The 26,736-nt window shown below is 63.0% G+C and carries 28 protein-coding genes; 8 read left to right on the top strand and 20 right to left on the bottom strand.

Annotated features, from left to right (window positions below; genetic code table 11):
* Positions 1-3: 3 nt before the first annotated feature.
* The 8 genes from KQI11_RS11125 to KQI11_RS11090 all read right to left on the bottom strand — a co-directional run bounded on the left by KQI11_RS11125 (position 4) and on the right by KQI11_RS11090 (position 5,746).
* Positions 4-453, bottom strand: coding sequence for a hypothetical protein (locus tag KQI11_RS11125; RefSeq protein WP_216402166.1), 450 nt, complete (start codon positions 451-453; stop codon positions 4-6).
* Positions 454-558: 105 nt separating this feature from the next.
* Positions 559-1,521 carry an inorganic phosphate transporter gene (locus KQI11_RS11120; protein WP_216402165.1) on the bottom strand — a complete coding sequence of 321 codons (963 nt, stop codon included), beginning with the start codon at positions 1,519-1,521 and terminating at the stop codon, positions 559-561.
* Positions 1,522-1,689: 168 nt separating this feature from the next.
* A complete protein-coding gene (gene rsmI / locus KQI11_RS11115) occupies positions 1,690-2,517 on the bottom strand; it encodes a 16S rRNA (cytidine(1402)-2'-O)-methyltransferase (RefSeq protein ID WP_216402164.1) in 828 nt (275 codons plus the stop codon).
* 13 nt (positions 2,518-2,530) lie between these two features.
* Positions 2,531-3,250, bottom strand: a complete 720-nt coding sequence (locus KQI11_RS11110; protein ID WP_216402163.1) for a tRNA1(Val) (adenine(37)-N6)-methyltransferase — start codon at positions 3,248-3,250, stop codon at positions 2,531-2,533.
* An 85-nt stretch (positions 3,251-3,335) separates the two neighbouring features.
* On the bottom strand, positions 3,336-3,506 hold the full coding sequence (fdxA, locus tag KQI11_RS11105) for a 4Fe-4S ferredoxin (RefSeq protein ID WP_021661087.1): 171 nt from the start codon (positions 3,504-3,506) through the stop codon (positions 3,336-3,338).
* Positions 3,507-3,566: 60 nt separating this feature from the next.
* Positions 3,567-4,439, bottom strand: a complete 873-nt coding sequence (locus KQI11_RS11100; RefSeq protein ID WP_185916683.1) for a PSP1 domain-containing protein — start codon at positions 4,437-4,439, stop codon at positions 3,567-3,569.
* A 7-nt stretch (positions 4,440-4,446) separates the two neighbouring features.
* Complete coding sequence (locus KQI11_RS11095) at positions 4,447-5,388, bottom strand: DNA polymerase III delta subunit-related protein (protein WP_216402162.1); 942 nt, start codon at positions 5,386-5,388, stop codon at positions 4,447-4,449.
* A 34-nt stretch (positions 5,389-5,422) separates the two neighbouring features.
* A complete protein-coding gene (locus tag KQI11_RS11090) occupies positions 5,423-5,746 on the bottom strand; it encodes a cyclic-di-AMP receptor (RefSeq protein WP_044993289.1) in 324 nt (107 codons plus the stop codon).
* A 238-nt stretch (positions 5,747-5,984) separates the two neighbouring features.
* On the opposite strand from KQI11_RS11090, the gene KQI11_RS11085 reads away from it, so the two are divergent.
* The 3 genes from KQI11_RS11085 (at position 5,985) to KQI11_RS11075 (ending at position 7,750) form a co-directional block, all read left to right on the top strand.
* On the top strand, positions 5,985-6,284 hold the full coding sequence (locus tag KQI11_RS11085) for an autorepressor SdpR family transcription factor (protein ID WP_216402161.1): 300 nt from the start codon (positions 5,985-5,987) through the stop codon (positions 6,282-6,284).
* Complete coding sequence (locus KQI11_RS11080) at positions 6,281-6,907, top strand: SdpI family protein (RefSeq protein WP_216402160.1); 627 nt, start codon at positions 6,281-6,283, stop codon at positions 6,905-6,907. Before KQI11_RS11085 ends, KQI11_RS11080 begins: the two co-directional genes overlap by 4 nt.
* Positions 6,908-7,549: 642 nt before the next feature.
* The gene (locus tag KQI11_RS11075) at positions 7,550-7,750 is read left to right on the top strand and encodes a hypothetical protein (protein WP_216402159.1); all 201 of its coding nucleotides are present in this window, start codon (positions 7,550-7,552) and stop codon (positions 7,748-7,750) included.
* 112 nt (positions 7,751-7,862) lie between these two features.
* On the opposite strand, the gene KQI11_RS11070 is transcribed toward KQI11_RS11075, so the two are convergent.
* Positions 7,863-8,960, bottom strand: a complete 1,098-nt coding sequence (locus tag KQI11_RS11070) for an alanine racemase (RefSeq protein ID WP_021661094.1) — start codon at positions 8,958-8,960, stop codon at positions 7,863-7,865.
* 78 nt (positions 8,961-9,038) lie between these two features.
* On the bottom strand, positions 9,039-9,875 hold the full coding sequence (locus tag KQI11_RS11065; RefSeq protein ID WP_216402158.1) for an epoxyqueuosine reductase: 837 nt from the start codon (positions 9,873-9,875) through the stop codon (positions 9,039-9,041).
* Positions 9,876-10,183: 308 nt separating this feature from the next.
* Here KQI11_RS11065 and KQI11_RS11060 point away from each other — a divergent pair, with 308 nt between their 5' ends.
* The 3 genes from KQI11_RS11060 to KQI11_RS11050 all read left to right on the top strand — a co-directional run bounded on the left by KQI11_RS11060 (position 10,184) and on the right by KQI11_RS11050 (position 13,542).
* Positions 10,184-11,122 carry an ABC transporter ATP-binding protein gene (locus tag KQI11_RS11060; RefSeq protein ID WP_185916688.1) on the top strand — a complete coding sequence of 313 codons (939 nt, stop codon included), beginning with the start codon at positions 10,184-10,186 and terminating at the stop codon, positions 11,120-11,122.
* Between the two features lie 14 nt (positions 11,123-11,136).
* Positions 11,137-12,780 (top strand): ABC transporter permease, encoded by a 1,644-nt coding sequence (locus tag KQI11_RS11055; RefSeq protein WP_216402157.1) that lies wholly within the window; start codon positions 11,137-11,139, stop codon positions 12,778-12,780.
* A gap of 153 nt (positions 12,781-12,933) precedes the next feature.
* Positions 12,934-13,542 (top strand): hypothetical protein, encoded by a 609-nt coding sequence (locus KQI11_RS11050; RefSeq protein ID WP_216402156.1) that lies wholly within the window; start codon positions 12,934-12,936, stop codon positions 13,540-13,542.
* Positions 13,543-13,608: 66 nt separating this feature from the next.
* Here the strand turns inward: KQI11_RS11050 and KQI11_RS11045 are convergent, their stop codons facing one another.
* Positions 13,609-14,895, bottom strand: a complete 1,287-nt coding sequence (locus KQI11_RS11045) for an HlyC/CorC family transporter (RefSeq protein ID WP_216402155.1) — start codon at positions 14,893-14,895, stop codon at positions 13,609-13,611.
* Positions 14,896-15,122: 227 nt separating this feature from the next.
* Between KQI11_RS11045 and KQI11_RS11040 the strand changes: the two genes are divergently transcribed.
* Positions 15,123-16,325 (top strand): AI-2E family transporter, encoded by a 1,203-nt coding sequence (locus KQI11_RS11040; protein WP_185916692.1) that lies wholly within the window; start codon positions 15,123-15,125, stop codon positions 16,323-16,325.
* A 65-nt stretch (positions 16,326-16,390) separates the two neighbouring features.
* Here KQI11_RS11040 and KQI11_RS11035 read toward each other — a convergent pair whose 3' ends face one another.
* The 5 genes from KQI11_RS11035 to KQI11_RS11015 all read right to left on the bottom strand — a co-directional run bounded on the left by KQI11_RS11035 (position 16,391) and on the right by KQI11_RS11015 (position 21,597).
* A complete protein-coding gene (locus KQI11_RS11035; protein ID WP_216402154.1) occupies positions 16,391-16,825 on the bottom strand; it encodes a PPC domain-containing DNA-binding protein in 435 nt (144 codons plus the stop codon).
* A 40-nt stretch (positions 16,826-16,865) separates the two neighbouring features.
* A complete protein-coding gene (locus tag KQI11_RS11030) occupies positions 16,866-17,702 on the bottom strand; it encodes an MBL fold metallo-hydrolase (protein ID WP_216402153.1) in 837 nt (278 codons plus the stop codon).
* 46 nt (positions 17,703-17,748) lie between these two features.
* Positions 17,749-18,795, bottom strand: a complete 1,047-nt coding sequence (locus KQI11_RS11025) for a TRM11 family SAM-dependent methyltransferase (protein WP_216402152.1) — start codon at positions 18,793-18,795, stop codon at positions 17,749-17,751.
* A 171-nt stretch (positions 18,796-18,966) separates the two neighbouring features.
* Positions 18,967-19,491, bottom strand: a complete 525-nt coding sequence (locus KQI11_RS11020) for a peptidoglycan-binding domain-containing protein (protein ID WP_185916695.1) — start codon at positions 19,489-19,491, stop codon at positions 18,967-18,969.
* Positions 19,492-19,554: 63 nt separating this feature from the next.
* Positions 19,555-21,597, bottom strand: a complete 2,043-nt coding sequence (locus KQI11_RS11015; protein ID WP_243164537.1) for a peptidoglycan-binding domain-containing protein — start codon at positions 21,595-21,597, stop codon at positions 19,555-19,557.
* Between the two features lie 214 nt (positions 21,598-21,811).
* On the opposite strand from KQI11_RS11015, the gene KQI11_RS11010 reads away from it, so the two are divergent.
* Positions 21,812-22,438, top strand: a complete 627-nt coding sequence (locus tag KQI11_RS11010) for a hypothetical protein (RefSeq protein WP_216402151.1) — start codon at positions 21,812-21,814, stop codon at positions 22,436-22,438.
* 58 nt (positions 22,439-22,496) lie between these two features.
* Here the strand turns inward: KQI11_RS11010 and KQI11_RS11005 are convergent, their stop codons facing one another.
* Genes KQI11_RS11005 through KQI11_RS10990 form a run of 4 tightly spaced genes read right to left on the bottom strand, consistent with a single transcriptional unit; the run spans position 22,497 to position 26,707 of the window.
* Positions 22,497-23,153, bottom strand: coding sequence for a hypothetical protein (locus KQI11_RS11005; protein ID WP_216402150.1), 657 nt, complete (start codon positions 23,151-23,153; stop codon positions 22,497-22,499).
* A 5-nt stretch (positions 23,154-23,158) separates the two neighbouring features.
* Positions 23,159-23,992, bottom strand: a complete 834-nt coding sequence (locus tag KQI11_RS11000; RefSeq protein WP_216402149.1) for an ABC transporter ATP-binding protein — start codon at positions 23,990-23,992, stop codon at positions 23,159-23,161.
* Positions 23,989-24,759 (bottom strand): hypothetical protein, encoded by a 771-nt coding sequence (locus tag KQI11_RS10995; protein WP_216402148.1) that lies wholly within the window; start codon positions 24,757-24,759, stop codon positions 23,989-23,991. Before KQI11_RS10995 ends, KQI11_RS11000 begins: the two co-directional genes overlap by 4 nt.
* Positions 24,734-26,707 (bottom strand): M1 aminopeptidase family protein, encoded by a 1,974-nt coding sequence (locus KQI11_RS10990; RefSeq protein WP_216402147.1) that lies wholly within the window; start codon positions 26,705-26,707, stop codon positions 24,734-24,736. The genes KQI11_RS10995 and KQI11_RS10990 overlap by 26 nt, the downstream gene beginning before the upstream one ends.
* Positions 26,708-26,736: the final 29 nt, after the last annotated feature.

Here is a 26,736-nt window from a genome sequence, read left to right as displayed (position 1 = left end):
CGCTCAGCTCTTCTTGACCCCGATGCGGGCCAGGGTCTCGGTGGCCTGGGCGGTCGCAGCGGCCAACAGGGCCTCCCGCGGGCCCTCGGCCAGGGCGTAGAGGGCCTCTAGGTCCCGCTCCATCTTCGGCAGGTGGGCGAGGATGTCGCTGCCCCGGCCGTTTTGGCGGGCGCACTCCAGCGCCTGCACGGCGGCCCCCTGCCAGTCCAGCAGGGGTTGGGCCAACGGGGGCAGCCGCCCCCCCAGGGCCCGGGCCAGGGCCGCGCACTGGCGCAGCTGGCTGTAGAGGGCGCAGAGGTCCTCCCTGTCCACCGGCAGGATGAACGCCCGCTGGATCATCAGGTAGCCCTGTCCGTCCTCCCGGGGGGCGGGTTTGCCCCGGCAGAGGGCCGCCAGCTCCTCCAACACCTGCTCCACGCAGGAAAAGAGCCTGTTCTCACTTTTCAGATGCATTGTTTTTTCCTCTCCCAAAACGATCTGGGCGGGCAGAGAAGCGCCTTCCCGCCCGCATACCCTCTATCTCTATGCCCTCATCAGGCGGGATATGACGGGAGATGCTCACAGCCGGATGAGAAATTTGGTGAGGAAGAAGCCCAGCACCCCGCAGACGGGAAAGGTGTAGAGCCAGCCCTTGAAGATGTCCACGACCACCGATACGTTGACCTTTTTCACCGACTGGCGGGCGCAGGCGCCGACAATGGCGGTGGTCTTGATGTGGCTGGTGCTCACCGGCACCCCGGTGAGGCTGGCGGTGAGCAGCCCCACCGAGGAGGCCACATCGGAGGCGAGGCCCTGGTACTTCTCCATCCGCACCATGTCCATCCCCACCTTTTTGATGATTTTGAACCCCCCCATCAGGGTGCCCACCGTCATCACCGCCGAGACGGTGACCAGGGCCAGGGCGCCGATCTCCCCCACCGCATAGCGGTAGGCGCCCAGGAATTTGAGGCCGTCCTGGGCGCCGTGGAGAAAGGCGGTGCAGCACAGAAAGGCCACCTGCCCCCGGTCGATAGCCCGTTCGGTGCGAAAGCGCCCCCGGCCGTCGGCCAGCAGGGCGAGGATGGCGGCCACCAGATACCCGGCGATGAAGCCAAAGGCCACCGAGATGACAAAGCCCTTGAGCACCTTGGCCCACTGGGCAAGATCCACCGACTGCATCGACCAGTTGACCGCCAGGGCCCCGCCGGTGAGACCGGCGATGAGGCCGTGGCTCTCGGAGGTGGGGACCCCCAGCGTCCAGCCGAAAAAGCCCCAGAGGGCGATGGTGAGAAGGGCGGCCAGCACCACCGCCTGCCCTGCCCCAGGGGGGATGCGCACCAGGGAGGAGATGGTGTCGGCCACGCTGGAATTGAGCCGGTACATCACCAGCACCCCCAGAAAGTTGCAGACCCCGCCCAAGGCCGCCGCGGTGACGGGGCGGAGGGCCCGGGTGCAGACCGCGGTGGCCATGGCGTTGGGCGCGTCGGTAAAGCCGTTGATAAAGACGGCGGCGGCAATGCCCAAAAAACAGAGCAGCTCCATCCCATCCCCCCTCTCGCCAAAAGGCGGCGGCGCACCGGCGCGGCGCCGCTCACCCTACTATATGTCGCCCCCGGCGGGGCCAGAACCGGGGACGATGGGAAGCAGAGGGCGCAAAGAGAGCGGGCAGACGGTTTTGTCTGCCCGCTCCTCCCCCCTTTGCCGGGGGCGCTACCGCCCCTCCTGCAGGGCGGTGTAGATCTGCGATTTGCGGTGGCCGGTCTGGCGGGCGGCCTCCTTGCAGGCGGCGGTGGGGGCCTGCCCCTCCTCCACCAGGCGGCGGGCCAGGGCAACGGCCTCTTCCAGGGCGACCTGGACGGGCTGGGGCGGGGTGTACCCCTCCACCACCAGCACGTATTCCCCCTTGGGGGAGTGGTCGGCATAGTGCTCCAGCGCGCCGCTGAAGGTGGTCCTCACCACCTCTTCGTGGAGTTTGGTCAGCTCCCGGCAGAGGGCGACCCGGCGGTCCCCCAGCCCCTCCTTCAGGTCCTGCAGGGTGGTGAGGAGCTTGTGGGGCGCCTCGTAAAAGACGAGGGTGTGGCGCATCTGGCGGATCTCCTCCAGGTGGGCCAGCCGGTTTTTGCGGGTGGTGGAGAGAAACCCCTCAAAGGAGAAGCGGCTGGTGGGCAGCCCGCTGACGGCCAGGGCGGCGATGACCGCGCTGGGGCCGGGCACCACCTCGATCTCCACCTCCCGCTCCCGGCAGAGGCGCACCAGGTCCTCCCCCGGGTCGGAGATACAGGGCATCCCCGCGTCGGTGACCACGGCACAGCTCTCCCCGGCGAGGATCCGGTCCACGATCTCCTCCCCCCGGGCGCGGATGTTGTGCTCGTAGTAGCTGACCATCGGCTTTTTCACCCCGAAGCGGTTGAGGAGTTTGAGGGTGACCCGGGTGTCCTCAGCGGCGATGAAATCGCAGGTTTGCAGCACCTCCAGCGCCCGGGGCGAGAAATCTCCCAGGTTGCCGATGGGGGTGCCCACCACATATAATTTTGACACGTTGTTTTCCTCCTCACAGGGGTTTGTAAAGGCTGTTTAGGGCGGGGTCGGGGGCGCCGTCCGCCCCCTGGGTGTACAGGCAGCCCTCCACCTGCAGGGAGGGGCGGCCCCCCTTGCGCCCCTCTGCCAAAACGAGCCAGGGGGCGCTGCCGGGGCGACCGCACACCAGCCGCAGCCGCTTGGGCTCCAGCCCCGCGCCGCGCAGGGCGGCAAAGACCTCTGCCAGCCGCTGGGGCCGCTGGCAGAGGCAGAACCGGCCGCCGCTGCGCAGCAGCCGGGCCGCGCTCCGGCAGACCTCCTCCAGGGTACAGCCCCCCTCCTGCCGGGCCAGGCGGGCGCTGGCAGAGGCCCCGGCCGGCCCGGAGCCCGCCCGGAAATAGGGCGGGTTGCAGGTGACCAGGTCAAAGGCCCCGGCGGGGAGAAGGCCCTCCAGCTGGCGCAGATCGGCCTCCAGCGGGTAGAGGGACGGGTTTCCCGAGCGGGCCACCGAACGGGCGAAGAGCCGGACGGCCGCCGGCTGCAGCTCGACCCCGTCCACCCGGGTGGGGCGGAAGTCCCGCCAGAGGAGAAAGGGGACGATGCCGCAGCCACAGCCCAGGTCGGCCACCCGGTCGCCCCGGCGGGGGGCGGCAAAGCGGGCCAGCAAAAAGGCGTCGAGGCCAAAGCGGTGCTCGCCGTCCACCGACAGGAAGAGGCCCCCGCCCAGCGCCTCTTCCCCCTGTGTTTTCGCCATCTTCCCGCCCCCCTTTTCGGGCATAGAGAAGCGGGCGGCAGACATCACTGCCCGCCGCCCGCTGATATGCATGATGTGCTGTTTCCTACTCCGCCTGGGGAGCGCCCACCGGGCAGACGCCGGCGCAGGAGCCGCAGTCGATGCAGGTGTCTGCGTCGATCACGTACTTGCCGTCGCCCTCGGAAATCGCGTTTACGGGGCAGGCCGCCTCGCAAGCGCCACAGCTGATGCAATCGTCATTGATTTTGTAAGCCATTGGAATTCCACCTCCCTCATGTTACCCCTATTCTAACATACTTTCGCGAAATTACAAGAATTATTCGGCAACTTTTTTGTCGCCTTTATGGCCGCCCTGGCGGCCCCCGTCCCGGGCCTTTCCGGCGCGGATGACGGTGACGTCCTCCCTCTGGAAAACCTTGGGAGGCGCGGCCTCGTCCTTTTGCAGGCTGACCTTCAGCCGCCCGGTGATGACGTTTGCCTCGGTGACCACGCCGGGGCCCTCGGCGGTCTTGACCAGGGAGCCGGGGCGGGGGGTGAGGCGGCCAAATTCCTCATACCCCTTCTGCTCGTACTTGAGGCAGCACATCAGCCGCCCGCAGGTGCCGGAAATCTTGGTGGGGTTGAGGGAGAGGCCCTGTTCCTTCGCCATCTTGATGGAGACCGGCTGGAACTCGCCCAGGAAGGTGGAGCAGCAAAACGGCCGCCCGCAGACCCCCAGGCCCCCCAGCATCTTGCTCTCGTCGCGCACCCCGATCTGCCGCAGCTCGATGCGGGTGCGAAAGACCGAGGCCAGGTCCTTGACCAGTTCGCGGAAGTCGACCCGGCCGTCGGCGGTGAAGTAAAAGAGGATCTTGCTGCCGTCAAAGGTGTACTCCACGTCGATGAGCTTCATGTCCAGGTGGAACTTCTCGATTTTTTTCAGACAGACCGCATAGGCCTCTTTTTCCTTTTTTCGGTTGCGCTCGAGCTTGTCCAGGTCCTCCTGGGTGGCGGCGCGCACCACCTTTTTCAGGGGCTTGACGATGGTGCCGTCGGCCACCTGGCGGTTGGCCATGGCCACCTGTCCGCACTCGATGCCGCGGGCGGTCTCCACGATCACCCGGGATCCCTTGGGCATCTGCACCCCGTCGGGGTCGAAATAGTATACCTTGCCCACGTTTTTAAAACGCACGCCAATTACTTCTGCCATCTTGCAATCACTGCCCTCCTTCGTGTGCCGCCCGGGCCAGCCGGTCGCTGAGACTGGCCTGCAGGAGCGACAAGTTGCAGTTTCGCTGTAAGGAGACCCTGCCCCGGGCGATTTCCCGGTAGAGGGCCTCGGTGTTCAGGTTGACAATTTCCCCGTCCGCCTTCATCCGCAGGGGGAAGGGGGGGACCTTGCCCAAAGCCAAGCGCTGGCAATAGGGCAGCAGCTGGGTCAGCTCTTCGAGCAGGGCGCTCATCTCATCCCGGTTTTTGGGGCGGTAAAGGGCGGCCGCCACCGCCGACAGGCGGCGCTGGGCCAGCGCCCCCAGCAAATCGAGGGCCGCCTGTACCTTTGCCTGCAGGGCCGGCCCCTCCTCCTCGCTCAAGTAGCGGGCGACCGAGCCGATGGCCCCACCGAAGAGGTGGGCGGCAAAGGCGGTCTCCCCGCCGCCCTGGCCCAGGCCCGCAAAGTGCTCGATGCACTCCTCGGGCGAGGGGGGGAGGACGGAGAAGCAGACCACCCGGGAGAGGACGGTGGGCAGCAGGGCCTGCCGGCTCTCGGCGGTGAGGAGGAAGAGGGCGTGTTCCGGCGGCTCCTCCAGCACCTTGAGCAGGGCGTTCTGGGCCTGGGGGGTCATCTCCCCCGCGCCCCCGATGAGGATGATCTTCTTCTCCCCCTCGTTGGGGCGAAGGTAGATGTCCTCGATGATGGCGCGCACCTCGTCCACCGAGATGCTGCTGCGCTCCCCCGAGGTGACCACCCGCAAGTCGGGGTGGCTCCCCTCCTCCACCTGGCGGCGGATCCGCTCCGCCTGCTCGGCCGGCTGGCCCTGGCAGAGGACCTGGGCGGCAAACAAAACAGCAAGGGTGTATGTACCGCACCCTTGCTGGCCCTCAAAAAGCATGGCATGGGGCAAACGCCGCGCGTCGATCATGGCGCGCAGCGTTTGCAAAACCAGGGGATTGCCCTTAAATTCGGATGTAAAATCAGTACTTTTCAAATCTGGAGACATCGGTCACAAAGATGGTGGCGCCGCCGACGGTCACCTCGATGGGGTAGGCAGAGGACAGTCCCGCGCCATAGGCGATGGAAGAGGGGACGATCTGGGTGCGGCGCTTGCTGTTCTCCTCGATGATGCCCAGCACCTGCTCGACCTTTTCGTCGTCTGTACCGATGATGAAGGTGGTGTTGCCCGCCAGCAGGAAGCCGCCGGTGGTGGCGAGTTTGGTGACCGAGAACTTCTCCTTGGTCAATGCGCTTTGGACCGCGCTGGAATCGTCTTTGTTTACGATAGCAAATATCAGTTTCACGATATGGCCCTCCTTTAACTGGTGATAAAAGGTGCTTCCTTTGGTATCTCCATTCTACCATCATCCGCTGCAAAAGGCCATAGGTTTTTGTCAGAAATGCAAAAATTCTTCGCCCACACGGCCCCTCTTTTTGCCGGGTCGGTGCGCGCCTCCTCCGCCTTGACAGGGGCGAGAAATGGGGGTATCCTTATATTTAACAATTTAGTTAAATAAAGGCTCAAAGAAGGGGTGTGTTTTCATGGGACTGCAGGAGACGATGCGGGCGCTGGCCGACCCCACCCGCCGGGAAATTTTGGAGCTGGTGCGGGACCGCCCCCTCCCCGCCGGGGAGATCGCCGCCCACTTCGCCTGTTCGGGGGCGGCCGTCTCCCGCCACCTGTCGGTGCTGCGGGAGGCTGGTCTCTGCCGCGCCCAGAGGGAGGGGACGTACATCTACTACCAGGCTGACCTCTCGGTGGTGGAGGAGCTGCTCCACTGGGCAGCTGGTCTCACCGGGCGAGAGGTCGCCGCCCCTCGAGGCGAGGAGGTCGAGGGGTGAAGGGGCGCGACGGGCGGTTCTGGCTGCTCATCGCCCTCATGCTGGCGGCCGCCCTCTGCTGCCTGCCCCTACTGCCCGCCGTCATCCCTGTCCAGTGGAATGACAGCGGGGTGAGCGGGTGGGCCAGCCGGCTGCTCCTGCTGGCCTTCCCCGCCCTGGCCGCTGGCTTTCACCTGCTCCGCCGCGCCCAGCTCTCCCCCGGCAGCCAGGGAGGGATGGGCCCCTCCTGGGGGGTGGCCCTCCTCCTCTTTGGGGGACAGCTCCTCCTCACCGGAAATGGGCTGGAACTCTGGGAGATCACGCGGGCCGACAGCCGGTTGCTGCTGCCCCTGGCGGACTTGGCGGTGGGCTCCCTGCTGCTCTGGTTGGGCAACGGCCTCCCCAAGGCGAGGCGGGAGAGCGGCCGCGGCGTCAAGGCCCCCGCCGCCCTCATCGACCGGGAAAACTGGCGCCACACCCAGCGCTTTGGGGGGCGCGTCTGGTTTGCCTGCGGCCTGGCCTGCCTCCTCGCCACCCTGCTGCCCGCCCCCTGGAACGGGGCGGTCCCTCTGGCGGCCGTTTTGGCGGCTGCCCTTCTCCCCCGGCTGTACAGCGCCCTTTTTAAAAACAAACAGTATAAATAAATCAAAATATACAAATCGGAGAGTAGTTTTCCCATTGCGGCAGGAGATATCCCCGGGAAGGCATTTTCCATCCCCCTCCGCGGCTAAGTGTACCCCTTTGTCCCCTCTATGGCGCCCAGCTGCAAAAGCTGGGGCCCCCTTTCGCAATCTGTACCTGGCTGATTTTGGCCGCGCCCATCTAGCGGGGACCGACAAGCTGTCGGGGCCGCCCCTCCCGGTCTTTTACAGGGACAACCCCGCCACCTACGACCCGCTGATCTGTCGGTTTCTCGCCGGTGCCTTTTACCTATACGCGGTAGACATCGTGGGCCACCCGGGAAAGGGCGCCGAGGCCAGTTTTCCCGCCTGCGACCGGTGGGCCAGTCAGGCCGTTTTGGGCTGAAATCTGCACAGATGCGCCGTCTGGGCGGCTCCTTCGGCGCTGGGGCGCCGGCCAAACTGATTGCGCAGCCCCCCAGCAGGTGGGAGCGGGCGTTCTCCTGGGGGTCACGGGCATTCAAACCGCTCTGCCCTGGGGGCGGCCGCTATGCCGGCGCCCCTGATTCCGTACCGGTTGGCCTGCAATCCCCACCATGTCGGGCAAGCGTCCCTCTGCCCATCACCGAGGCGGCGCTGGATGCCGACACCCTAAAGACGGCAAAGATGAGCTTTGACTGCGTCAAAACCGAGATGGGGCTGCCCGGCAGCGTCGGCCCCAGCGGGTGGAGTGCTGTACCGCTCCCCGGCGCTGGCCGGGGGGTGCGACCCGCTTACCCCACCCGCAAGGTGTCGCCCCAGGCCGAGGCGATTTTGCCCACCGCACCGCCCGGCTGTTGGCAGACCGGGGCCGTATCAACGCCCTGACCGAGGGGGAAAAGGGAAACCATCTCCCCCTTAAAAAAGGGTGGAAACTCCGCTCAAGCGCAAAAAAGGCCGGCAGAGAAAATTCTCTCTGCCGGCCTTTTGGTCGTTTTCATCAGACGTAGGAGCGGCGGACCGACCCGTCCACCGAGGAGGGGACGGTGTCGAAGGAGACGATGTCCCCGGGCGCGCACTCCACCTTGGTGACATCTACCATGGTGGACTCGTAATCCACATAGCCCAGGATGCGGGCGGGGCGGCCCTTGACGTCGCAGGTGAGCCGCTTCTGGCGGGAGACCCGGCGGATGGCCGCCCGCAGCGCCGAGAAGAAGCCCCGCCCGGTGAGGAGGGTGCGGGCATTTTCGGCGGTGAGGCCGTCGGCCAGACCGGCGGGCACCAGGGCGATCTTGGTGGGCCGCTTGGTGCGGTAGGTGCGGCCATAGCCCACGTGGTAGCCGGCGGGCACCCAGCGCACGTCGCAGACCTCGCTGCACAGCCGCCCCACCTTTTTAAAGCCCCAGCGGTCCTTCACCCCGCTCAGCCGCCCCATGAGGGCGCTGCCGCAGCGCACCGCGTCCAGCCGCAGCCAGGGGTAGAGCAGGGCGGGCAGGGTGCCGGCGGCGTGCACCACCCCGTAGGAGATCCCCTCCCGCCGCAGAGCGGTGAGCATCTCCTTGAGGGTCTCGTACTGCCGCCGCACCTGCTTTTCCTTTTTGCACTCGCTGCCGGAGATGTGGGCGTAGACCCCGGTGAGCACCAGGTTGTCCAGGTACTTGGCGGCCTGCACCGCCTTGCTCACCTCTTCGGGCAAAAAGCCGAAGCGGCCGTTGCCGGTGTCGAACTTGAAGTGGATGCGCACCTTTTTGCCCGCCTTGCCGGCGATCCCCGAGAGGACCACGGCGCTGTCGTAGGAGCCGACGGTGGCCACGATGTCGTGGCGGACGATCTCCTCGGCCGCGGCCTCGGTGGAATAGGGGGTGAGCAGCAGCACATCCAGCCCGGCGATGGCGTTTTTCACCCGCACCGCCTCCTCCAGCCGGGAGACGGCCACCAGCCGGATCCCCTCGGCAAAGAGGAGCTTGGCCATCTGGGTGTCCCCCGCGCCGTAGGCGTTGCCCGAGAGCACCGGGATCACCGCCGCGCGCCCCACCGCTTTTTGAAAGGTGTGCAGGTTGTGCAGCACCCGGTCGGTCTGCACCATCAGCGTTGTCATGGCCCGTTTCCCCCTTCTGTCGGCCCACCGCGGGCCGCATTCCGTTCAAGGCGATTATACCACCCGCCCCAAACCCCGTCAATTCGACGGGCCGCCCTCCCCCTTCTCGTGCTGCAGGTCCCAGTTGCGCTCCAGCGGGCGGGGGCCGCGAAAGCCAAAGGCCCGCCCCTTGCAGAGGGGGCGGATCTCCTCCCGGCTGACGCGGGGGAGGCAGTCCTCCAAAAAGGGGGCGAGAAAGGTCTCCTCCGCCCCGGCGTTGAGGGGGCAGGACAGCTGGCACTGGTCACACCCCCAGAGGAGGGAGCTCCCCTTCACCAGCGCCGCCTCCGCCGGGGTCAACTCCCCCTTTTTCTGGCTGATCGCCGACAGGCAGTTTGTCGCCTCCACCCGTCCCCCCGCCAGGCAGCTGCCGGGGCAGGCGCGGCTGCAGCGCCCGCAGTGGAGGCAGTCGCCCCCGTCGGGGCCGCTGTGGGGCGGCAGGGGAAGGGTGGTGACGATCTCCCCCAAAAAGACATAGCTGCCCCAGCGGGGGGTGATGAGCAGGCCGTTGTCCCCCCGCACCCCCAGGCCGCAGCCGGCGGCCAGCCCCACCTCGTCAAAGGGGGAGGCGTCCACAAAGGGGAGGGAGACGCCCCCCCAGCGCGCGGTGAGGCGGTCGCAGAGCGCCTGGAGGAGGGAGAAGCAGACCCTGTGGTAGTCGGCCACCGCCGCGTAACAGGAGAGGTTGCCCCCAAAGGCGGCCTCCACCTTGTAGGGGAAGGCGAAGATCGCCAGGGCGGCGGCCTCATCTGGGATGAGGGCCGCCCGGCGGCAGGGCAGTTCCGGGCGCACCAGTTCGGGGAGATAGGGCAGCACCCCCCAGGGCAGCCGCTCCAGCCCGGCTTCCTGTAAAAGCCAAGAAATTGCCGTTTCCAACACCGTTCCCCCCTTTCTCCACAATTATACATCGGGTAATTCCACCGTTTCAACCGCTTTCTCCACATTGGCGGTCACAAACCCCATCCCCACCCCACCAGTTTTCCACATTTTCCACACAGTTCTCCACAGAAGTTGGGGAAAGGGGCGTTTCTGAACATTTGATGAAGAAGTTATTACTTTGCGTTGATTCCCCTTCTCCCCCGGCGGGGGATTGGGTATACTGGTCACAGCGCGGGAGCGGTACATCCATTTTGCCGCCCCACACGGCGCGCTGCCGTGCGGGGCCGGAACGGGAGAGTGAACAAGTGGAACCCATTTTACAGGTGCAAAACCTCCACAAGAAAATCGGCAAGAAAGCCATCATCCGGGACGCCAGCTTTGCGGTGATGCCCGGGGAGATCATGGGCTTTTTGGGGCCCAACGGGGCCGGCAAGACCACCACCATCAAGATGATCCTCGGACTACTCAAGGTGGACAGCGGCTCCATCCAGATCGGCCCCTACGACGGGGTCAAAGACCCCGAACGCGCCCGCTCGCTGGTGGGCGGCATCATCGAAAACCCCGAGATGTACGGCCACCTGACCGGCCGGCAGAACCTGCAAGTCTACGCCAACATGTGTCAGGGGGTGAGCCGGGAGCGCATCGACGAGGTGGTGCGGCAGGTCAAACTGGAAAACCGCATCGGCGACAAGGTGCGCCGCTACTCCCTGGGGATGCGTCAGCGGCTGGGGGTGGCCCAGGCCATCCTCCACCGGCCCAAGCTGCTGATTTTAGACGAGCCCACCAACGGCCTGGACCCCGTGGGCATCAAAGAACTGCGGGACACCCTGCGCCAGCTGGCCGACGAGGAAGAGGTGGGGGTGCTCATCTCCAGCCACCAGCTCGCCGAGATGGAGCTGATGTGCGACCGGGTCTGCATCGTGGACGCCGGACAGATCGTCGCGGTGCGGGACCTGCGGGCCGAGCGCAACGCGGCGGGGCAGAGCGACCAGTCGGTGCCCACCCTCTGGGAGGTGAGCGACCCCCAGCGGGCCGCCGAATTGCTGGCCGCCCTCTTCCCCCAGGGGGAGATCACCCCCACCGCCGGTGGGGTACAGCTCAGCTGCAGCCGCAAACAGCGGGCCGCGGCTGTCCGCCAGCTCTGCGAGAGCGGGGTCGAGGTCTACTCGGTCATCCCCCACCGCACCTCCCTTGAGGAGCTGTTTTTGGAAACCACCACCGGCTCCAAGGGCCAGATCCAATAAGGGGGACGCGAGAGATGAAAAAGATAACGGCACTCGTCCACAACGAGTTTATCAAGGAGTTTTCCAAAAAGAGCCTGCTGGTGATCCTGGCCCTGGTGCTGGCGCTGGCGGCGGCCTTCCCCTTCCTCTCCAGCCGCAGCTGGGGCGGCGGGGACGACTCGGAATACCTGGAGCGGCAGTTGAGCTGGAACGAGGAGAGCATCGACACGGCCAAGAAAACCGGCGACAAGTCCATGCTCGCCTACTTTGAGGCCGAGCGGGACGCCCTGCTGATCCAAAAGGAGCTGGGGGTCACCCGCTACTCCGACTACCGGATGGACCTCATCAACCAGTACAGCGCCCTCCTGCAGAGCCAGAAGGCGGTGGAGATGGCCAGCCAGGGCTCCCTGGGGGGCGACAGCTACCTGCAGCTGCCCCCCGAGGCAGCCGGGCTGGACAGGGAGGGACTCAAGGGCCTGGCCGGACAGATGGCCACCAAGGTGCAGCGGCTGCTCACCGTGCTGCGCAGCGGCGACCCCATGCAGGTGGCCAGCTACAACCTGGAAGCCCAGCAGGTCGCCCTCCAGAGCGATCTCAACCAGCAAAAAGCGGCCGAGGCGGCGGCCAAGGCAGACCCCAAGGACGAATTTCTGGCCCGCGAGGCGGAGGCGGCCAAAAAGACCGCCGAGATGCAGCGGGCCCGGGTCGCCCTCTACCAGTACCGGGTGGACCACAAGATCGGCTACGGCGAGGACGACTACCGCTCCGCCAGCTTGCAGCAGATGGAGCAAAACCTCTCCCTGCAGTACGAGATCCCCCTGGATGAACAGCAGTTCCTCTCCTCCCAAAAAGGCGGGCAGTTTGCCGCCAACATGAGCTACCAGCAGTACCTGGAGAACCTGGAGAAGGCCGCCCAGGAGTCCACCGAGGAAAACCAGGTGCTCCAGTACGGGTTGGACAACGGGGTCCCGCCCCTCTACCAGTCGCAAAAGGACCCCCGCACCGCGGCCATGAACATCCTCAACCTGGGGATGCTGGTGTCCATCGTGGCGGTCATCCTGGGGGGCAGCTCCATCGCCCGGGAGTTCTCCTCCGGCTCCATCCGCCTGCTGCTGACCCGGCCGGTGCGCCGCTGGAAGGTCTATTTGGGCAAGTACCTGACCATGGTGCTGGTGAGCGCCGGTCTCTACCTGGCCATGTTCCTGGCCATGGTGCTCTCCTCCGGTCTCCAGCTGGGCTTTGGGGGCTTTGCCTCCCCGGTGTTGGCCTTTGCCGGCGGCCGGGTGGTGAGCTACAACTTCTGGGCCTACTGCCTGCCGCGAATGGCCTACGCCTTCATCGGCATCCTCTTCACCGGGAGCCTGGCCTTCTGCCTGTCGGCCCTCACCCGCAACACCGCCGTGTCGGTGGCCCTGCCCATTGCCGCCAACATGGGCTACTCCCTGGTCTTTCAGCTCTGCCTGGCCCTGCGGCTCTACTTTGTGCGCTTCACCCCGGTGCCCTACATGGACATGGGCGGTCTGATGGGGCCAAACGCCGCCTACCAGAACAAGATGCTGCTGCAAAACTACGGGTTCCAGCTGGACCCCCTCTACGGCGGGATCATGATGATGGCCTTTGTCGCCCTCTTCTACCTGCTGGGGCTGTGGGCCTTTGCCAAGCGGGACGTGACCAACTGACCGACATTCAAAAAAGGGGACCTGCCAAGCGCGGGTCCCCTTTTCCCGCCCCCCAAAGAGACCCCTTCCCGCCGGGCGGGGGAAATGCTATACTGGTATTCTCCCGGCTGCGGCCGGGACCCGATTTTACCCCGCAAAAAGGAGCGAATGGCTTTGAAGAGATCACTGAACAGCCGGTTTTTGCCGCTGGCACTGGCGGCGGCGCTGGTTCTGGGGGCCTTTACCGGCTGCGGCAAGGGCGGAGAGCCCCCCGCCCTGGAGGGCACCCCGCCTCAAATCGAGCTGGACGGCTACACCCTGACGCTCGGGCAGACCACCCTGCAAGAGGTGTTGGACGCCGGCTTTGAGAAGGTGGAGCGGCTGGGCTTTGCAGGCGAGACCATCGCCCCCTACACCTTCAGCAGCGACCTGTACTACCTGGCCCGCGCCGGGGAGGACGGCCAGCTGGTGGAGTACGCCGGGTGGGGCCTCTGCAACACCACCGACAAGACCCAGGCCACCGAGGCCTGCACCCTCTGCTCGGTCTACTGGCAGCTGGCGGTGGGCGGCGAGCCGCTGCCCGGCAAACTGCTCATCAACGGGCTGGACTTTCAGGGCCTGGCCGCTGAGGACGTGCGCCAGACCCTCGCGGAGATGGAGGTGGTGCGGGACCAGGGCGGCTCCCTGGCCCTGCAGGACGGCAGCTTCACCTACCAGTTCTCCTTCGGGATGGACGGCAGCATCGAGAGCCTGGAGATCTACACCACCTACCCGACCCGCTGACAGGGGACAAAAAGAGAGAGAGCCGGGGGCCGATCGGCCCCCGGCTCTCTTCCTTTTATTTGACCGCTACTCCTCTTCCCCCTCGGGGAGGGGGTTGACATGAACGGTGATCTTGTTGATGCGCTGTTCGTCCACCTGGGTGACGGTGACGTCGAGATTTTCAAAGGAGAACTGCTCTCCCTGTGTGGGGATGTGCTCCAACCGCTCCAGCACCCAACCGCTGACGCTGCCCGACTCAAAGTCGAAGCGGCTGCTGTCAAAGCCCAGTTTGTCCAGCATGTCGTAGACGTTCAGGTCGCCGTCCACCTCGTAGGTGTGCTCCCCCAGGGGGATGACGGCGTAGGTGATCTCCTCGTGCTCGTCCCAGATGTCGCCCACCAGCTCTTCCAGCAGATCCTCGATGGTGACGATGCCCAGTGTGCCGCCGTACTGGTCGGTGACCACCGCCATGTGCAGCTTCTCCCGCTGCAGTTCGCCCAGCAGCACCGAAATCTTTTTGGTGGGGGGAACGTAGAGGGCCCGCTGCAGGATGTCGGCCACCTGAAAGCGCTGGCCCTTGACCAGGCGCATGATGAACTCCTGCTGGTTGAGGATGCCCACGATATTGTCGATGTTCTTCTCGTAGACCGGCAGGCGGGAGTACCGCTCGGCAAAGAAGAGGTCGCGGATGGACTCGATGCTGTCGCCCAGCTCCACCCCCACCACGTCCACCCGGGGGGTGAGCACCTCGTTGACGCAGATCTCGTCAAATTCCAGGGCGCTCTGCACCAAATCGCTCTCCTGCTCCTCCAAAACCCCCTCGTCCTGGATCTCGTCGATGATGACCTTCAGCTCCTCCTCGGTCACCGAGGGCTGGTTGGCCGCCTCCCCCATGGGGCCGGCCAGCTTTTTGGACAGGGCCTTTTTCAGCTTGGCAAAGCACCAGACAAAGGGGGAAAAGACCTTCATCAGCGCCGAGAGGACGCCGGAGGCAAACATGGCGAAGCTCTCGGAGTACTCGTTGGCCACCGATTTGGGCATCACCTCGCCGAAGATGAGGACCACCACCGTCATCACCAGGGTGGAGACGCCGGCGCCGCTGGGGCCCATCAGCCCGGTGAAGAGCAGGGTGCCGATGGAGGCCGCGGCGATGTTGACGATGTTGTTGCCGATGAGGATGGTGGAGATGGCGCTGTCAAACCGGTCGGCGATCTTCAGCGCCCGCGAGGCCTTTTTGTTCCCCTCTTTGGCGAGTTTTTTCAGACGGATGCGGTTGACGGTGGAAAACGCGGTCTCCGAGGCGGAGAAGTAGGCCGACAGCGCCACCAGCGCTGCCAGCGAGACGATGTAGAGCCATATACTGCCCTCTTCCAAAATTGCACGCTCCTTTTCGCTTGCTGTCTGTGTGTCGGTTTTGAGTTAGAGGTATCATATCAAAAATGAAGCCGGATGGCAAGGGCGCAGAGCGCACCCAAATGGGAGGCGGCGGCAATTCTTCATAAAAATGCGGTGGTTTTTTGCCGCCCCATCCTTTATACTAAAAGAGACTTCCTTCCCCGGGCCCGCTGCCCGGGGAAATTCACGAGAAAGGCGGCCGACACATGAACAAAAAGCGGGCCTATCACATCCTCTACCGGGCGCTGCCCAACATGTTGGTGGTGCTCTCCGGCGTGCTGCTCTTCGCCTTCTTTGCCAACTTCAAGGAGATCGCCTCCCTCTTTCGGGCGCTGGTCTCCCTGCTCTCCCCCTTTATTGCGGCCTTCGGCATCGCCTACATCGCCTCCTCCCCCCTCAACTTGATCGAGCGCCGCTGGCTGCAGAAGATCGAAAAGAAAAACGTCCGCCGGGCGGTGGCGGTGGCCATCGTCTACCTGCTGGGGCTGGCCCTGGTGACCCTATTCATCTCCTTTATCATCCCCCAGATCGTGGAGAGCGTGCGCACCCTCATCAACCAGAGCGGCGACGGCATCGCCGCCATCGAGACCTTTGTCCGCGACACCCTGGTGCACTACGACATCGACCCCTCCAAAATCACCGACCTCTTTCAGTCCTGGGAGGGGCTCTGGTCCCAGGCGCTGGACTTCTTGAAGTCCACCCTCCCCCAGCTGTTGAGCGTCTCCATCTCCATCGGCAGCTTTGTCATCAACACCCTGGTGGCGGTGGTGGCCTCGGTCTACCTGCTCTTTTCAAAGGAGAAGTTCTGCTCCCAGACCAAGCGGGTGGTCTACTCCCTCTTCTCCCGCAAGCGCGCCGACCAGCTGGTCTACGTCGCCGCCTTGAGCCACCGCACCTTCGGCGGCTTCCTCATCGGCAAGATCAACGACTCCCTCATCATCGGCCTCATCTGCTTTATTGGGACCACCCTCCTCAAGATCCCCTTTGCCCCCCTGGTGAGCGTCATCGTCGGGGTCACCAACATCATCCCCTTCTTCGGGCCCTTTATCGGGGCAGTGCCCTCGGCCTTCATCATCCTCATCGCCGACCCCATCAAGTGCATCTGGTTCGTGATTTTCGTCATCGCCCTGCAGCAGTTTGACGGCAACTTCCTGGGTCCGAAGATCCTCGGCCAGTCCACCGGCCTCTCGGCCTTCTGGGTGATGGTGGCCATCGTCATCGGCGGCGGCCTGATGGGCCCCCTGGGGATGATCGTCGGGGTGCCCGCCTTTTCGGTCATCTACACCCTCTTCAAGGTCTTTATCCGCGGGCGGCTGCAGGAGAAGGGGATGCCCCTGGACCCCAACGACTACAAGGTGCCAGGCCCCATCGCCCCCCTCCCCCCGCAGGAGGACGAGGGCCCCGCCTAAAAACCCATCAAAAAAGAGCGCCCGGCCCGTCGGCCGCGGCGCTCTTTTTTGATGGAAGAAGGGGGTCAATCCAAGTCGAACCGGGTCAGGTTGAGGCCGGTCTCCGGGTCGGCAAAGCGGCCGATGACCCCGGGCAGCTTGCGGACAAACAGCTCGCTGGTGGCGCTGATGACCGCCCGGTTCAGGTGGCCGCCCACCGCCTGCCCGCCCGCCTTGGCCAGGGTGATGTGGAGGTGGAGATAGGGCGCATCCGCCCCCTCCTGGCGGGAGATGTTGCCGATGAGGGCGGTGATCTCCATGTCCCCCTTCAACTCGGTGGGGTAGTACTTCTTCTCGGCAATGCTGTACAGGCCGACGGTGGCGTCATCGGAGGCCCCCAGCCCCTGGACGGTGCCGGCCCGGATCCCCTCTTTTTCGCAGAGTTCGGCGATGGACGCCACCACCTCTTCGCCCCGCTCCAGGCGGACGGCATAGGTGTCTCCATACAGTTTGTAAATCACAGAAATTCCTCCTTTTTCAGCGCAGGGCGCGCATCTCGTCTCACAGGTCGAGCACCGACCCCGAGGCCAGGGCCCGGCTCTGGGGGCAGCCCTCGGCAAACCGGGCCAGCCCCTCCTCCCCGGTGCAGTGGCAGACCCCCACAAAGGGGATGCCGCTGACGGCGAACCACTCGACCGTCTGCCGGGCCCGCTCCTCGTCGCAGGCCACCAGGTGGGTGCCCCCCACAAAGGCCCTGACCGGCTTGCCCAACCGGCGGCGGGCGCTCTCGCAGATGTTCACCGGACCGCAGTGGCTGCAGCCAGAGAGGACCACCAGCCCCTCCCCGTCGTCTATGGCCAGGGCCATCTCCTCCCGGAAGTCGTCGGTGCGGTACTCCCCGCCGAGCATCATCAGGGCGGTGGGGTCGGGCTGTTCAAAGGGGCAGACCCGCTCGAACCCCGAGAGCAGGTAGATGGGCGCGTCCTCAAAGAGGGGGTGGATCTCCCGGCTGACCATGGCGCAGGGGACCTTTTTCTCGTTGATCCACTCCTGCCCGAAGGCGTTGCCCACATAGTAGTAGGACACCTCCTGGTCCCAGTACTTGGGGGTGAAGAAGTAGCGGTGGATGTAGAGGGGCGCCTCGGGCGCCGGGCAGTCTTCCCGCCAGGCCAAAAACCCCCGGGAGTGGTCAAAGTGGGCGTGGCTGAGCACCACCGCCTCGGTCTGGGAGAGGTCCACCCCCATGGCGTGGGCGTTTTGCAGAAAGGCGCCGCTGTCCCCGGTGTCAAAGAGGATGCAGTGCCCCCCTGCCTCCACAAAGGCAGAAAAGCCGTTTTCGCACTGCAGCTGGGGGGACAGGGTTCGGTTTTCGATCAGGACGGACAGTTTGACAGACACAGGCGTCTCCTCCTCTTGGGCGCGGGGCGGCCGTTCGGCCTCCCCCTCACCCCTCTTTGCGGGCCACCAGGGCATCCCGGCGGATGGCCTGGTCCACCCGGTGGCAGAAGCTGTCGTAGGGCGACTCCCGCAGCACGGTGAACCCGGCGGCCTCCACCAACCCCTCCAGCTGCGGGCGGGGGAGGACAAAGGTGTTCCAGGACAGGGCCATCGCCCCGCCGGGCTTGAGCACCCGGCGCCAGCCGGGCAGGCAGGCCCGCAGCAGTTCGCTGGGGTTGCGGGTGGGATTTCCCCGCCCCTGTGAGCGGCCGCCGGCCTGGTTGCCGTGGGCCACCCCGTAGGGCAGGTCGCCCACCAACAGGTGGAAGTGATTTTTGGGGAAATAGCGGTCGGTGTAGGCCGAGTCCCCGGCAATCAGGGTCACCGAGCGGCGGGCGGCGGGGTCGCCGTACTCCTCCTTGCTGCGCGCCAGCTCAAAGCGCTGGCGCTGGGCGGTGAAGGAGCGGTTCGGCCCGGAGAGGCGGTCCTTTTGCAGGGTGTGCTTGCAGCGGGCCTGTTCCAGGTACTTCTTCAGGTAACCGCCGCACTCCTGCACCGACTTGGACGAGATTTCCACCCCGGCGGCGCTGTACCCCAGCCGCAGCGCCTCAAAGAGGGTGGTGCCCCGGCCCGCCACCGGGTCCAACAGGGTCAGTCCCCCCTGCCCGGCAAAGGCGCTGGAACTGGCGGCCAGGTTGATGAGAAAGCGGGTAAAGAGCTCGTTTGTCTTGCCGGGATACTTGAGGATGGTGCTGATCTCCTCCCCAAAATAGGGGGCGCCCGGCCGGTCGAGGGCCCGCAGGGACCCGTTCTCGCCGGCAAAGACGGCATAGCAAAAGGAGAGGTCAAAGAGCCGCTCCAACTCCCCCTCCCCGAGGGGGCGCTCGCTCTCCAACACCAGGGCGGGGGCGCCTCCCAGCTCCTCCGGCTCGGGGGGGCTGCAGGGGCTTTCAAATGAGCGGACGGCGAGGGCCAGCTCCCCCAGGCAGAGGGCGGTGGACTCCTTCAAATAGACCCGGTTGTGGCCGGGGTTTCGCAGCAGGTGGTAGCGCATGGCGGTCTCCTTTTTTGGGGGCCGGGACGGCCCACTTGTTTCGCCTTTCAGTATAGCACGTTTTCCCCGCCCTGTCATGGCCGACAAGCGGGCGCAAAAAGAGCCCCCGAGGGGCGGAAAACCGCAGCCTCGGGGGCTCTGGCCGCTGCCAAAGGCGAGCTGGCCGGCGACTTACAGGGTGTTGTAGATCTCGACGAGTTTGTTCCAGGTATTCCGGCCGACTGCGCCGTCGACAGTGAGGCCGAACTCCTGCTGGAAGATGCGCACCGAGTAATCGGTGGTGGCGCCGAAGACCCCGTCCACCTGCTCGCGCTGGACGTTGGGGAACTTCTCGGCGATGTTGCTCAAATAGAGCTGGATGTCCCGCACCGGGCTGCCGGAACTGCCCTGGCGGTAGACGCTGCCGGGCCAGGGTTTGGCCACCGGGTGGACCGACTCCACGCAGAGCTTGCGGCAGAGGGCGAACCAGGTGGTGGAACCCACCTTGCCGTCGGCGGCCAGGCCGACGGCCCGCTGGAAGGCGGCCACCGAGCGCTCGGTGGCGGAGCCGAAGACCCCGTCCACCGTCACCGCGGGGATGGTGGGAAGGCTGGTTTTGATGGCATTGAGGTAGTACTGGATATTGCTGACCACACTGCCGGAGGAGCCCATGCCGATCACATAGCCGGGATAGGGTTTGCAGACACAACTAGACATAGTCAATTCACCTCTGTTATATATTGAGAGCGCCCGCCGGCCCGAGGGCCGGGCAGAGTGCTGCTACACGGTGGCGTAAACCTGGCACATGCGCGTCCAGGTCGCCTGGCCCACCGCCCCGTCGACGGTGAGGCCAAAGAGCTGCTGGAAGGTGCGCACCGACGCCTCGGTGGCCGCGCCGAAGATGCCGTCCACCGTCACGCGGCCCACCTGCGGGTAGTTGAGGGCGATGACGTTGAGCATAAACTGAATGTTGCGCACCGCATTGCCGGTGCTGCCCCTGCGGTAGACCCCGCCGGGATAGGGCGGGCAGGGCGGTTTGGCCGGCAGGTTGCAAAACTGGTTGCAGACCTCCGCCCAGGTGGCGGGGCCGACGATGCCGTCCACATCCAGGCCAAAGAGCTGCTGAAAGACCCGTACGGCCTGGGTGGTGGCGGGGCCGAAGATGCCGTCCACCGCCAGCTGGGGGATCAGGGTGTTGACCACCCCGATGGCGTTGAGATAGAACTGCAGGTCGCTGACGCTGGTGCCGGTGGAGCCCTGCCGCAGCGGGGTGCCGGGGTAGGGCTTGCAGCCGCAGCCGCCGTCGGGCACGTCGGGCTCCACCTGCTTGTAGATGTCGATCATCTGCTGCCAGGTAGCGTGGCCCACGATGCCGTCGGGGATGAGGCCGAAGTAGCTCTGGAAGGACTTCACCGCGTTTTTGGTGATGGGGCCGAAGATGCCGTCGATATTCACGTCGGGAATTTCGGCAAAGAACTGGGAGGCCACCCGCAGCATGTACTGAATGGCCTGCACGCCGACGCCGGTATCCCCCTCTTTGAGGACCGAGGAGGGCGGGGTGTCGGGCACATCCACATCTTCGCCCTCGCTGCCCAGTTCGGCCAGCTTTTTCACCGCCACGTAGATATAAGATATCTGGTACCAGGTCCCCTTGCCCACGATCCCGTCCTGGGTGAGCTTAAAGCTCCTCTGGAAGGCCTTGACCGCCGCCTCAGTGGAGGGGCCGAAGACCCCGTCCACCGGGTTGATCAGGGGGATGGAGGGGTAGTTGCGGCGGATGCGGTTGAGCTGGTTTTGGATGATGGCCACGTTGGTGCCGGTGGAGCCCACCCGCAGCGGGGTGCCGGGATAGGACTGGGGGATGTCGCGGATGTTGTTGGACTCGTAAAGGGCCACCCCGCTGCCGTAGTAGTAGCGCAAAATCTGGATGGGGCTGTACCCCTGGTTGGCCAGGTTCACGGTGCCCCACTGCTTGAGGCCGGGGCAGTTGGTGACCTGCCGGCCGTCGCAGTACTCGGCGTAAAAGGGCTCCTCGCGGTTGTTTTTGCGGATGTAGACGTTGAAGATCTCATCCACGATTCTGCTGATGTTGTCGAAGATATTGCGGTTTTTCACGAAGTACTGGTCGTACTGGGTGGAATTGGTGATTTGAAAGTTGTAGCCCTTGCTGCGGTACCACTCGGTGTAGACCCGGTTGAGGGCCAGGGAGATCTGGCAGTAGATGTTGGCCCGCAGGGCGTTTTCCGGCCAGGTGGGGTAGATCTCGCTGGAGGCCACGTTTTTGATGTAGTACTTGAAGGGCACCGTCAGGTTTTCGGCCGAGGAGTTGTTGGGCCGGCCCAGGTGGACGGTGATGTTGGTGGGGATGACCGGCACCTGCAGGATGCGGTTTTCCACATTTTTCTCCGCCGGTGCGGTGGAGAAGCAGGGGCACTCGCAGGTCAGGTGGTGCTGGGGGACGGTGCTCACCTGTCGGGGGCCGGTGTAGTTGTCGGTGGCGTTGGGGATCATTTCGATCACCTGCACAGCCAGGGTGTCGGCGAAGATCTGGATGTCGCGCACTTCGGCGGGGACATAGCCCTCCTTGCGAAACTGCACGTCGTAGACCTCGTAGGGATAGCCCTCGTAGCCGGGGTCGAGGGAGAGGGCCTTGTCGGGCGCCTCCAGGTCGATGGCGGGGGTGTTTCCGTCCTCGTCGGTAATCAGTGTCTGGTCGTAGACCACCTGTCCCTCGGACACCTTGGTGATCACCACCTGGACGGCCTCCACCGGCAGCGCCTGCTGCGCCGTTGAGACGGAAAAGCTCAGTTGTCCAGTAGCCAAATGGGGTTCCTCCTTTTGCGGTGGAAGTTTGGGGAGCGGGCGCGCGGCCTGCGCCGGTTTCACACGCACACCAGCTTATTCCCCCGCCCCGCGAAAGGTGTCTGCCGTCCCCCCTCTCAAAAACGCCTTTGCGCTGGGGCGGAAAACACAGTATAATAGGGAGAAACAAGCGCGCGGCCAGACAGGGCGGCGGAGAAACGGAGAGGATACGGCCATGATTTTATTGGAACGCACTGCGGTGATGAACTGGGAAAACGCCATGCGGGGCGCCCGCAACCCCATGAACAGCTGGGCGCGGGGCGACAGCTGCTACGGCGAGGACGGGAGCTACCAACTGGGGGAAAACGACCTCTCCCTGGCGCTGCGGCTCTGCCGCTCGGGCAGCGACCACCGCAAGTTCATCCGCCAAATTTTTGTCTCGGTGGACATCACCGCCCCCCTCTACTGGTGGAAGGAGTTCGACACCTACAAGGTGGGCACAGTGGCCAACTCCACCTCCACCATGCACAAGATCCACGCCAAGCCCTTCTCGCGGGAGGATTTCAGCTGCGACCGGATGGACGAGCGCACCCTGTCCTGCCTGGACGGGGTCATCGCCCTGCTGGAGCAGCTGCGGCAGGACTATCTGGCGGACAAGGACAAGACCTGCTGGTATTCGATGATCCAGCTGCTGCCCGAGAGCTACAACCAGCTGCGCACCGTGACCCTCAACTACGAAAACCTGGTGGGGATGTACTTTGCCCGCCGGACCCACAAGCTGGACGAGTGGCACGTCCTCTGCGACTGGGTCAAGACCCTGCCCTACATGGCCGACATCCTGCGGGTGATCGAAGAGGGGTAAAGACGCCGCCTGACGCGAAATCAGAAAAAGGACTGCTCATCAATGATGAGCAGTCCTTTCAATTTTTTATCGAGTAGCGCCGGTCCTGAAACCAGCCTGCCATCCACAGCAAAATAGCCGCCCCTAAAACCACCATTCCCTTTTGCGATAGAAGGGGAAACCCTATTTCTCCAGGAAATGTGCTCGGCAGCACCGAAATGACCGCAGAGAAGCAATGATAGAGTGCAGCGACAATCATTGCCGTCATGGACGAGTGAAGCGTATAGGAGAGAAAGTAGACTGCTCCGCTCATAAACAGAAGCGACAGCAGCTGCCAGACCCATTCAACCAGTAGAACAAAGGCTGCTCCTCTTCCCGTAAAATGTCTACACACCCATAAAAACAGAGCCGTTTCTGCCGTAAAATAGAACAGTCCACACCACGCCACCAATCGCCATTGACGGGAGCGCCGCACCGTATATGCGCGAAACAGCTCACAGCTGTCCCCCTGCACATAGTTTTGCAGGGCAAACGCAGGGCACCACACTGAAAAGAGCGGCAGAATCTGTCGAAGCAACTGAGCTGTTTGATGAAGGGTGGCCGCCTCTGTCCCCTGCATCATAAAAACGCCTTGTACCGCCAACGGTACGCCCAATCCGAGTGCCAAAATAGGCACCAGTAGGCGATAATGCATAAAGAGAAGCTCAACAGACAGGCGACGCAGCTCCCTTCCCACTCCAATCACAGCCCTTGAATGGCAGCCGCATAGCCATCCTCCATTCTCGGCTCAGTGGGGATTGCTTCTGCAGGTGGGTTGCTGCTCACAATTATGCTGTGCAGCACATCCCCTTCCCGCCAGCTTTCCACCACCTCTTGAGGATCGGGCTCCCCTGTCACTTCAAAGGTCTTTCCGCGGGCCAGCTCCGCCAAATCCTTTGAGGGAAGGTTACAGATAACCGAGCCTTTGTTGATGATGACAATCCTGTCAGCTACCGCATTCACATCGCTGAGAATATGTGTTGAAAGAAGAATCGCCTTTCCTGGGGCAGACAGCTCTAAAATAGTTTTGAATCGCAACCGCTCCTCTGGGTCAAGTCCTGCCGTCGGCTCGTCGAAGATAAGTATTTCCGGGTCTCCGAGCAATGCCGCTGCAATCCCCAGTCTTCTCACCATCCCGCCGGACAGAGTACGCACCTTGCTTTCTACCCGGTCTTGCAGGTGAACCAGTGCAAGGCAGCGGTCAATTTCCCCGTTGAGACCCCGCATTGACATACCGCGCAGGCCCGCCAGATGCTCCAGCACCTCACAAAGCTTTAGCTCGCCATAGGCGCCAAACCTTTGCGGCAGGTACCCCATATGACAAGTTGGATCATTTCTGGAGGAAACCGGCTTGTCGTCCCAGTAAAATGTGCCCTCTGTCGGCGTGTACACCCCCATCATGCAGCGGAGGAAGGTGGTTTTCCCCGCGCCGTTGGGTCCCAAAAACCCATAAATGCCCTCGTTCAACTCCAAATCCACATTTCGCAGGGCCCACTTTCGACCAAATCGCTTGCCAACCCCTTTTGCACTGATCATTGCAGGATCCCCCTTATCACTGGATTTGTCCTGTACTCGCTGACGTAAAGATAGTCGCATCGCAACTCTATTTCCCGGGTTCTAGAACGGGCAATTAGCCGGCTGAAATCGTCCTCTGTTTTAAAAAAGGAGTAGTACACCCGCACCTGCAACTCGCCACCGGCAGCCTGCACCTCAATCAACCGGTATCGCGGGTGAAACACTTCTTCACCTACAACCAGCTCTATGTTATCGCTATTTAGTTCCCACGGAAAATCAGGGTCGTCAGGTGTGCGATAGCGAAATTTCTGAGGGAGATAGAGACTGCCTTCGCCCATCTTCACCTGCGTGTTCTCATAAAAGGGCGAGCCCTTCTGCGGGAACGCAAATGGCGCCAAAACTTCAGCCCTGCCGTCTTGCATCTTTCCCACAAAATCGAGTACACAGACAAACTGCAGGTGCTCGTTACCTGTTTTGGTATCTAGCATTGATAGATCAAACTGATCCACTCTGGTGCTGACGACCCGCACTGCCATTCCCTCGCCGTCTTCACCGAGAACCGCACCTTTGCTCAGCCCTCTTTCTGGGTCGAGGGAAACAGTAAACCCCAGATCTTCCCGAACAGTTGCGGTGGGATTCCCCGTTTTGAGCAGATGGAGAAAAGCGTCCTGTTTGCGCCCCAGGAAAAAGCGCAAATCGGTTCCCACAAACAGAAAAACCGCCAAAAGAATGGCTGCCAAGCTGCCCAGCAGCGGTTTCCACTTATGGAGCTTGTAATGCCTCTTCATCTTCTTTCACCGCCTCGCCAAACCCGCACAGCTCCTCCAAAAATGTCTGGACATCCCTGCGGTCACCTTCATCCACTAAAAACCGGTACACCTGCTTTTGGGCCTCTTGGGGCCCCACCCTCTGCTGTGCTTTGGCGTATAAAAATGGGTAAACAACCTCTTTGGGCGCCATGCTGTACCGGACCAGTCGGGTGCGATAGCGAAAGACCGCTTTGTCCACGCCTTCTATGTCGCCAAGTAAGTTCAGCAGAGGACGCTTTTCCCCTTGCATATTGTACTGTTTGCAGAGGTAGGCCACCGCCAATGCATCCATGTCGCAATGTCCGGTCACCACCAAACTGTCAGAAAACACTTCTGCTGAGTTACCCAATGTCGGGGTCATGGGAAGGATAAACGCCACAAACTGTTCCGGCAGCTCCCTCGCTTCCACTCCCATCTGTCCGGCACAGCGAGTCACCGCCTCTTCAAACAATTTCCAGTCAAAGTTGCCGCCTTGCTGCAAACTGCTGAAAAAGTGACCGCGCCCGCCCTTTTCTTCCATGCAACCGAAGGGACTGCCCGCCAGTGTAAGCGCCTCTGCCTCCCCTATAAAAACGCCGTTCTCTTCTGCTAAATTGCTAAAAACAGGATATGGTGCACTCACCTGCAACTCAAAATGGGTTTTCTCATCAGGGTGAATTTTGGCCAGCTGCTGCGCTCCACTGTCATAGGTCGGCCAAAGGCCGGCCATCGGATAGTAGGAGAAGTAACCCGGCAAAAGGCAACCCTGCCCATTGGCATAGTAGGTGGTATTACTTCCCTTGTAAAAAAGGGTGATTTCCTGTGCCCCCTCCGCCTGGACCCAAAGGTAATCTCCATCCCGCCGGAAGGAAAGGTCTTTCCCGCCACTTTGAACGCGCTCGACACAGTAGTTGTGGTTGAGCGTAAAGTCCAGTGTACTCCGCCTTTGATCGACGGTCATCGTGACCTGCATTTCCAATTGAAGCCCTATTTTGGCCCGCATTCGATAGCTGGAGACGGAGAAATCTGCCGCTCTATCCTCCTGCCGCACATTTTTCTCCGCATAGTATGTATAACTGCTACGGGTGTACTCCGCCTCCCGTGCGATGGCGTCGTTGGCCTTATTCAAAGAGCCGATTTGATAAAAAGCTGCCGGAAACGCCCCTATGGCAAGGGCAAGCAAAATCGTACTCCCTACCAATTTCCACCCGGTCTTGGGCCGCAACGCCCATAAAATCGGAAGCAACAACAGTGAAATCCAAAATATGTTTTGGAAGAAACGAAAGCCCTCTCCAGGGTAACCGTACAGCGCGTCGGGATAGTAGTCATCTCCTACCGGGAACAACACCAATAGATCTTTTAAATGTCCCACCGGCAGAAATTCGGCAAAGCGAACAAACAGAAAGTTGGAGGCTGGCGAGACCAAAAAGGCAGTCAACAGAACCACTCCGTATCCCGCCAACTGCCCACAACAGAGCGAAAGCACCATACCCAGCAATATCGCGACAATACCCGGAAGAAAATAGTGCAGCAAAACCGCTTGGAACTCACTGTATAAAAATGCATTGGGCAGGTGAAAACGGCCCATCCAAACCAAATCGTAAATCAAGATGCTGACACATACCAATGCACAAAAGACGAGCAAAACAACGCCTTTCGACACCAGCAACCGCAGCAGGCCGTGCTTACTCGATCGAACGGCCTCTTCTAGGCCTGAATCCCGCAACCTGGCGCAAAAAAAGCAGGAGAGCACCAGTATTCCCAAAAATGCAACCAACCCCAAGCTCTGGCTGCGCTGGGCAACCAAAACGGGTTCTACCCATACAGGCGGAGAGACGCAGTAACTCCCCATATAAAGATGAACGGCCAGCAGTAACAAGGATGCAAAGATGGGGAGATAAATCGTCCGCCTAAATAGGCGAATCTCATTTTTTATGGCTTTACCCATCCTGGTCACCCCCTATCATCTTGCCCGGG

The sequence above is a fragment of the Acetanaerobacterium sp. MSJ-12 genome, assembly GCF_018917875.1.
In the GTDB taxonomy this organism is placed as follows: domain Bacteria; phylum Bacillota; class Clostridia; order Oscillospirales; family Ruminococcaceae; genus Bittarella; species Bittarella massiliensis.
This window is presented reverse-complemented; position numbering and strand designations above follow the sequence as displayed.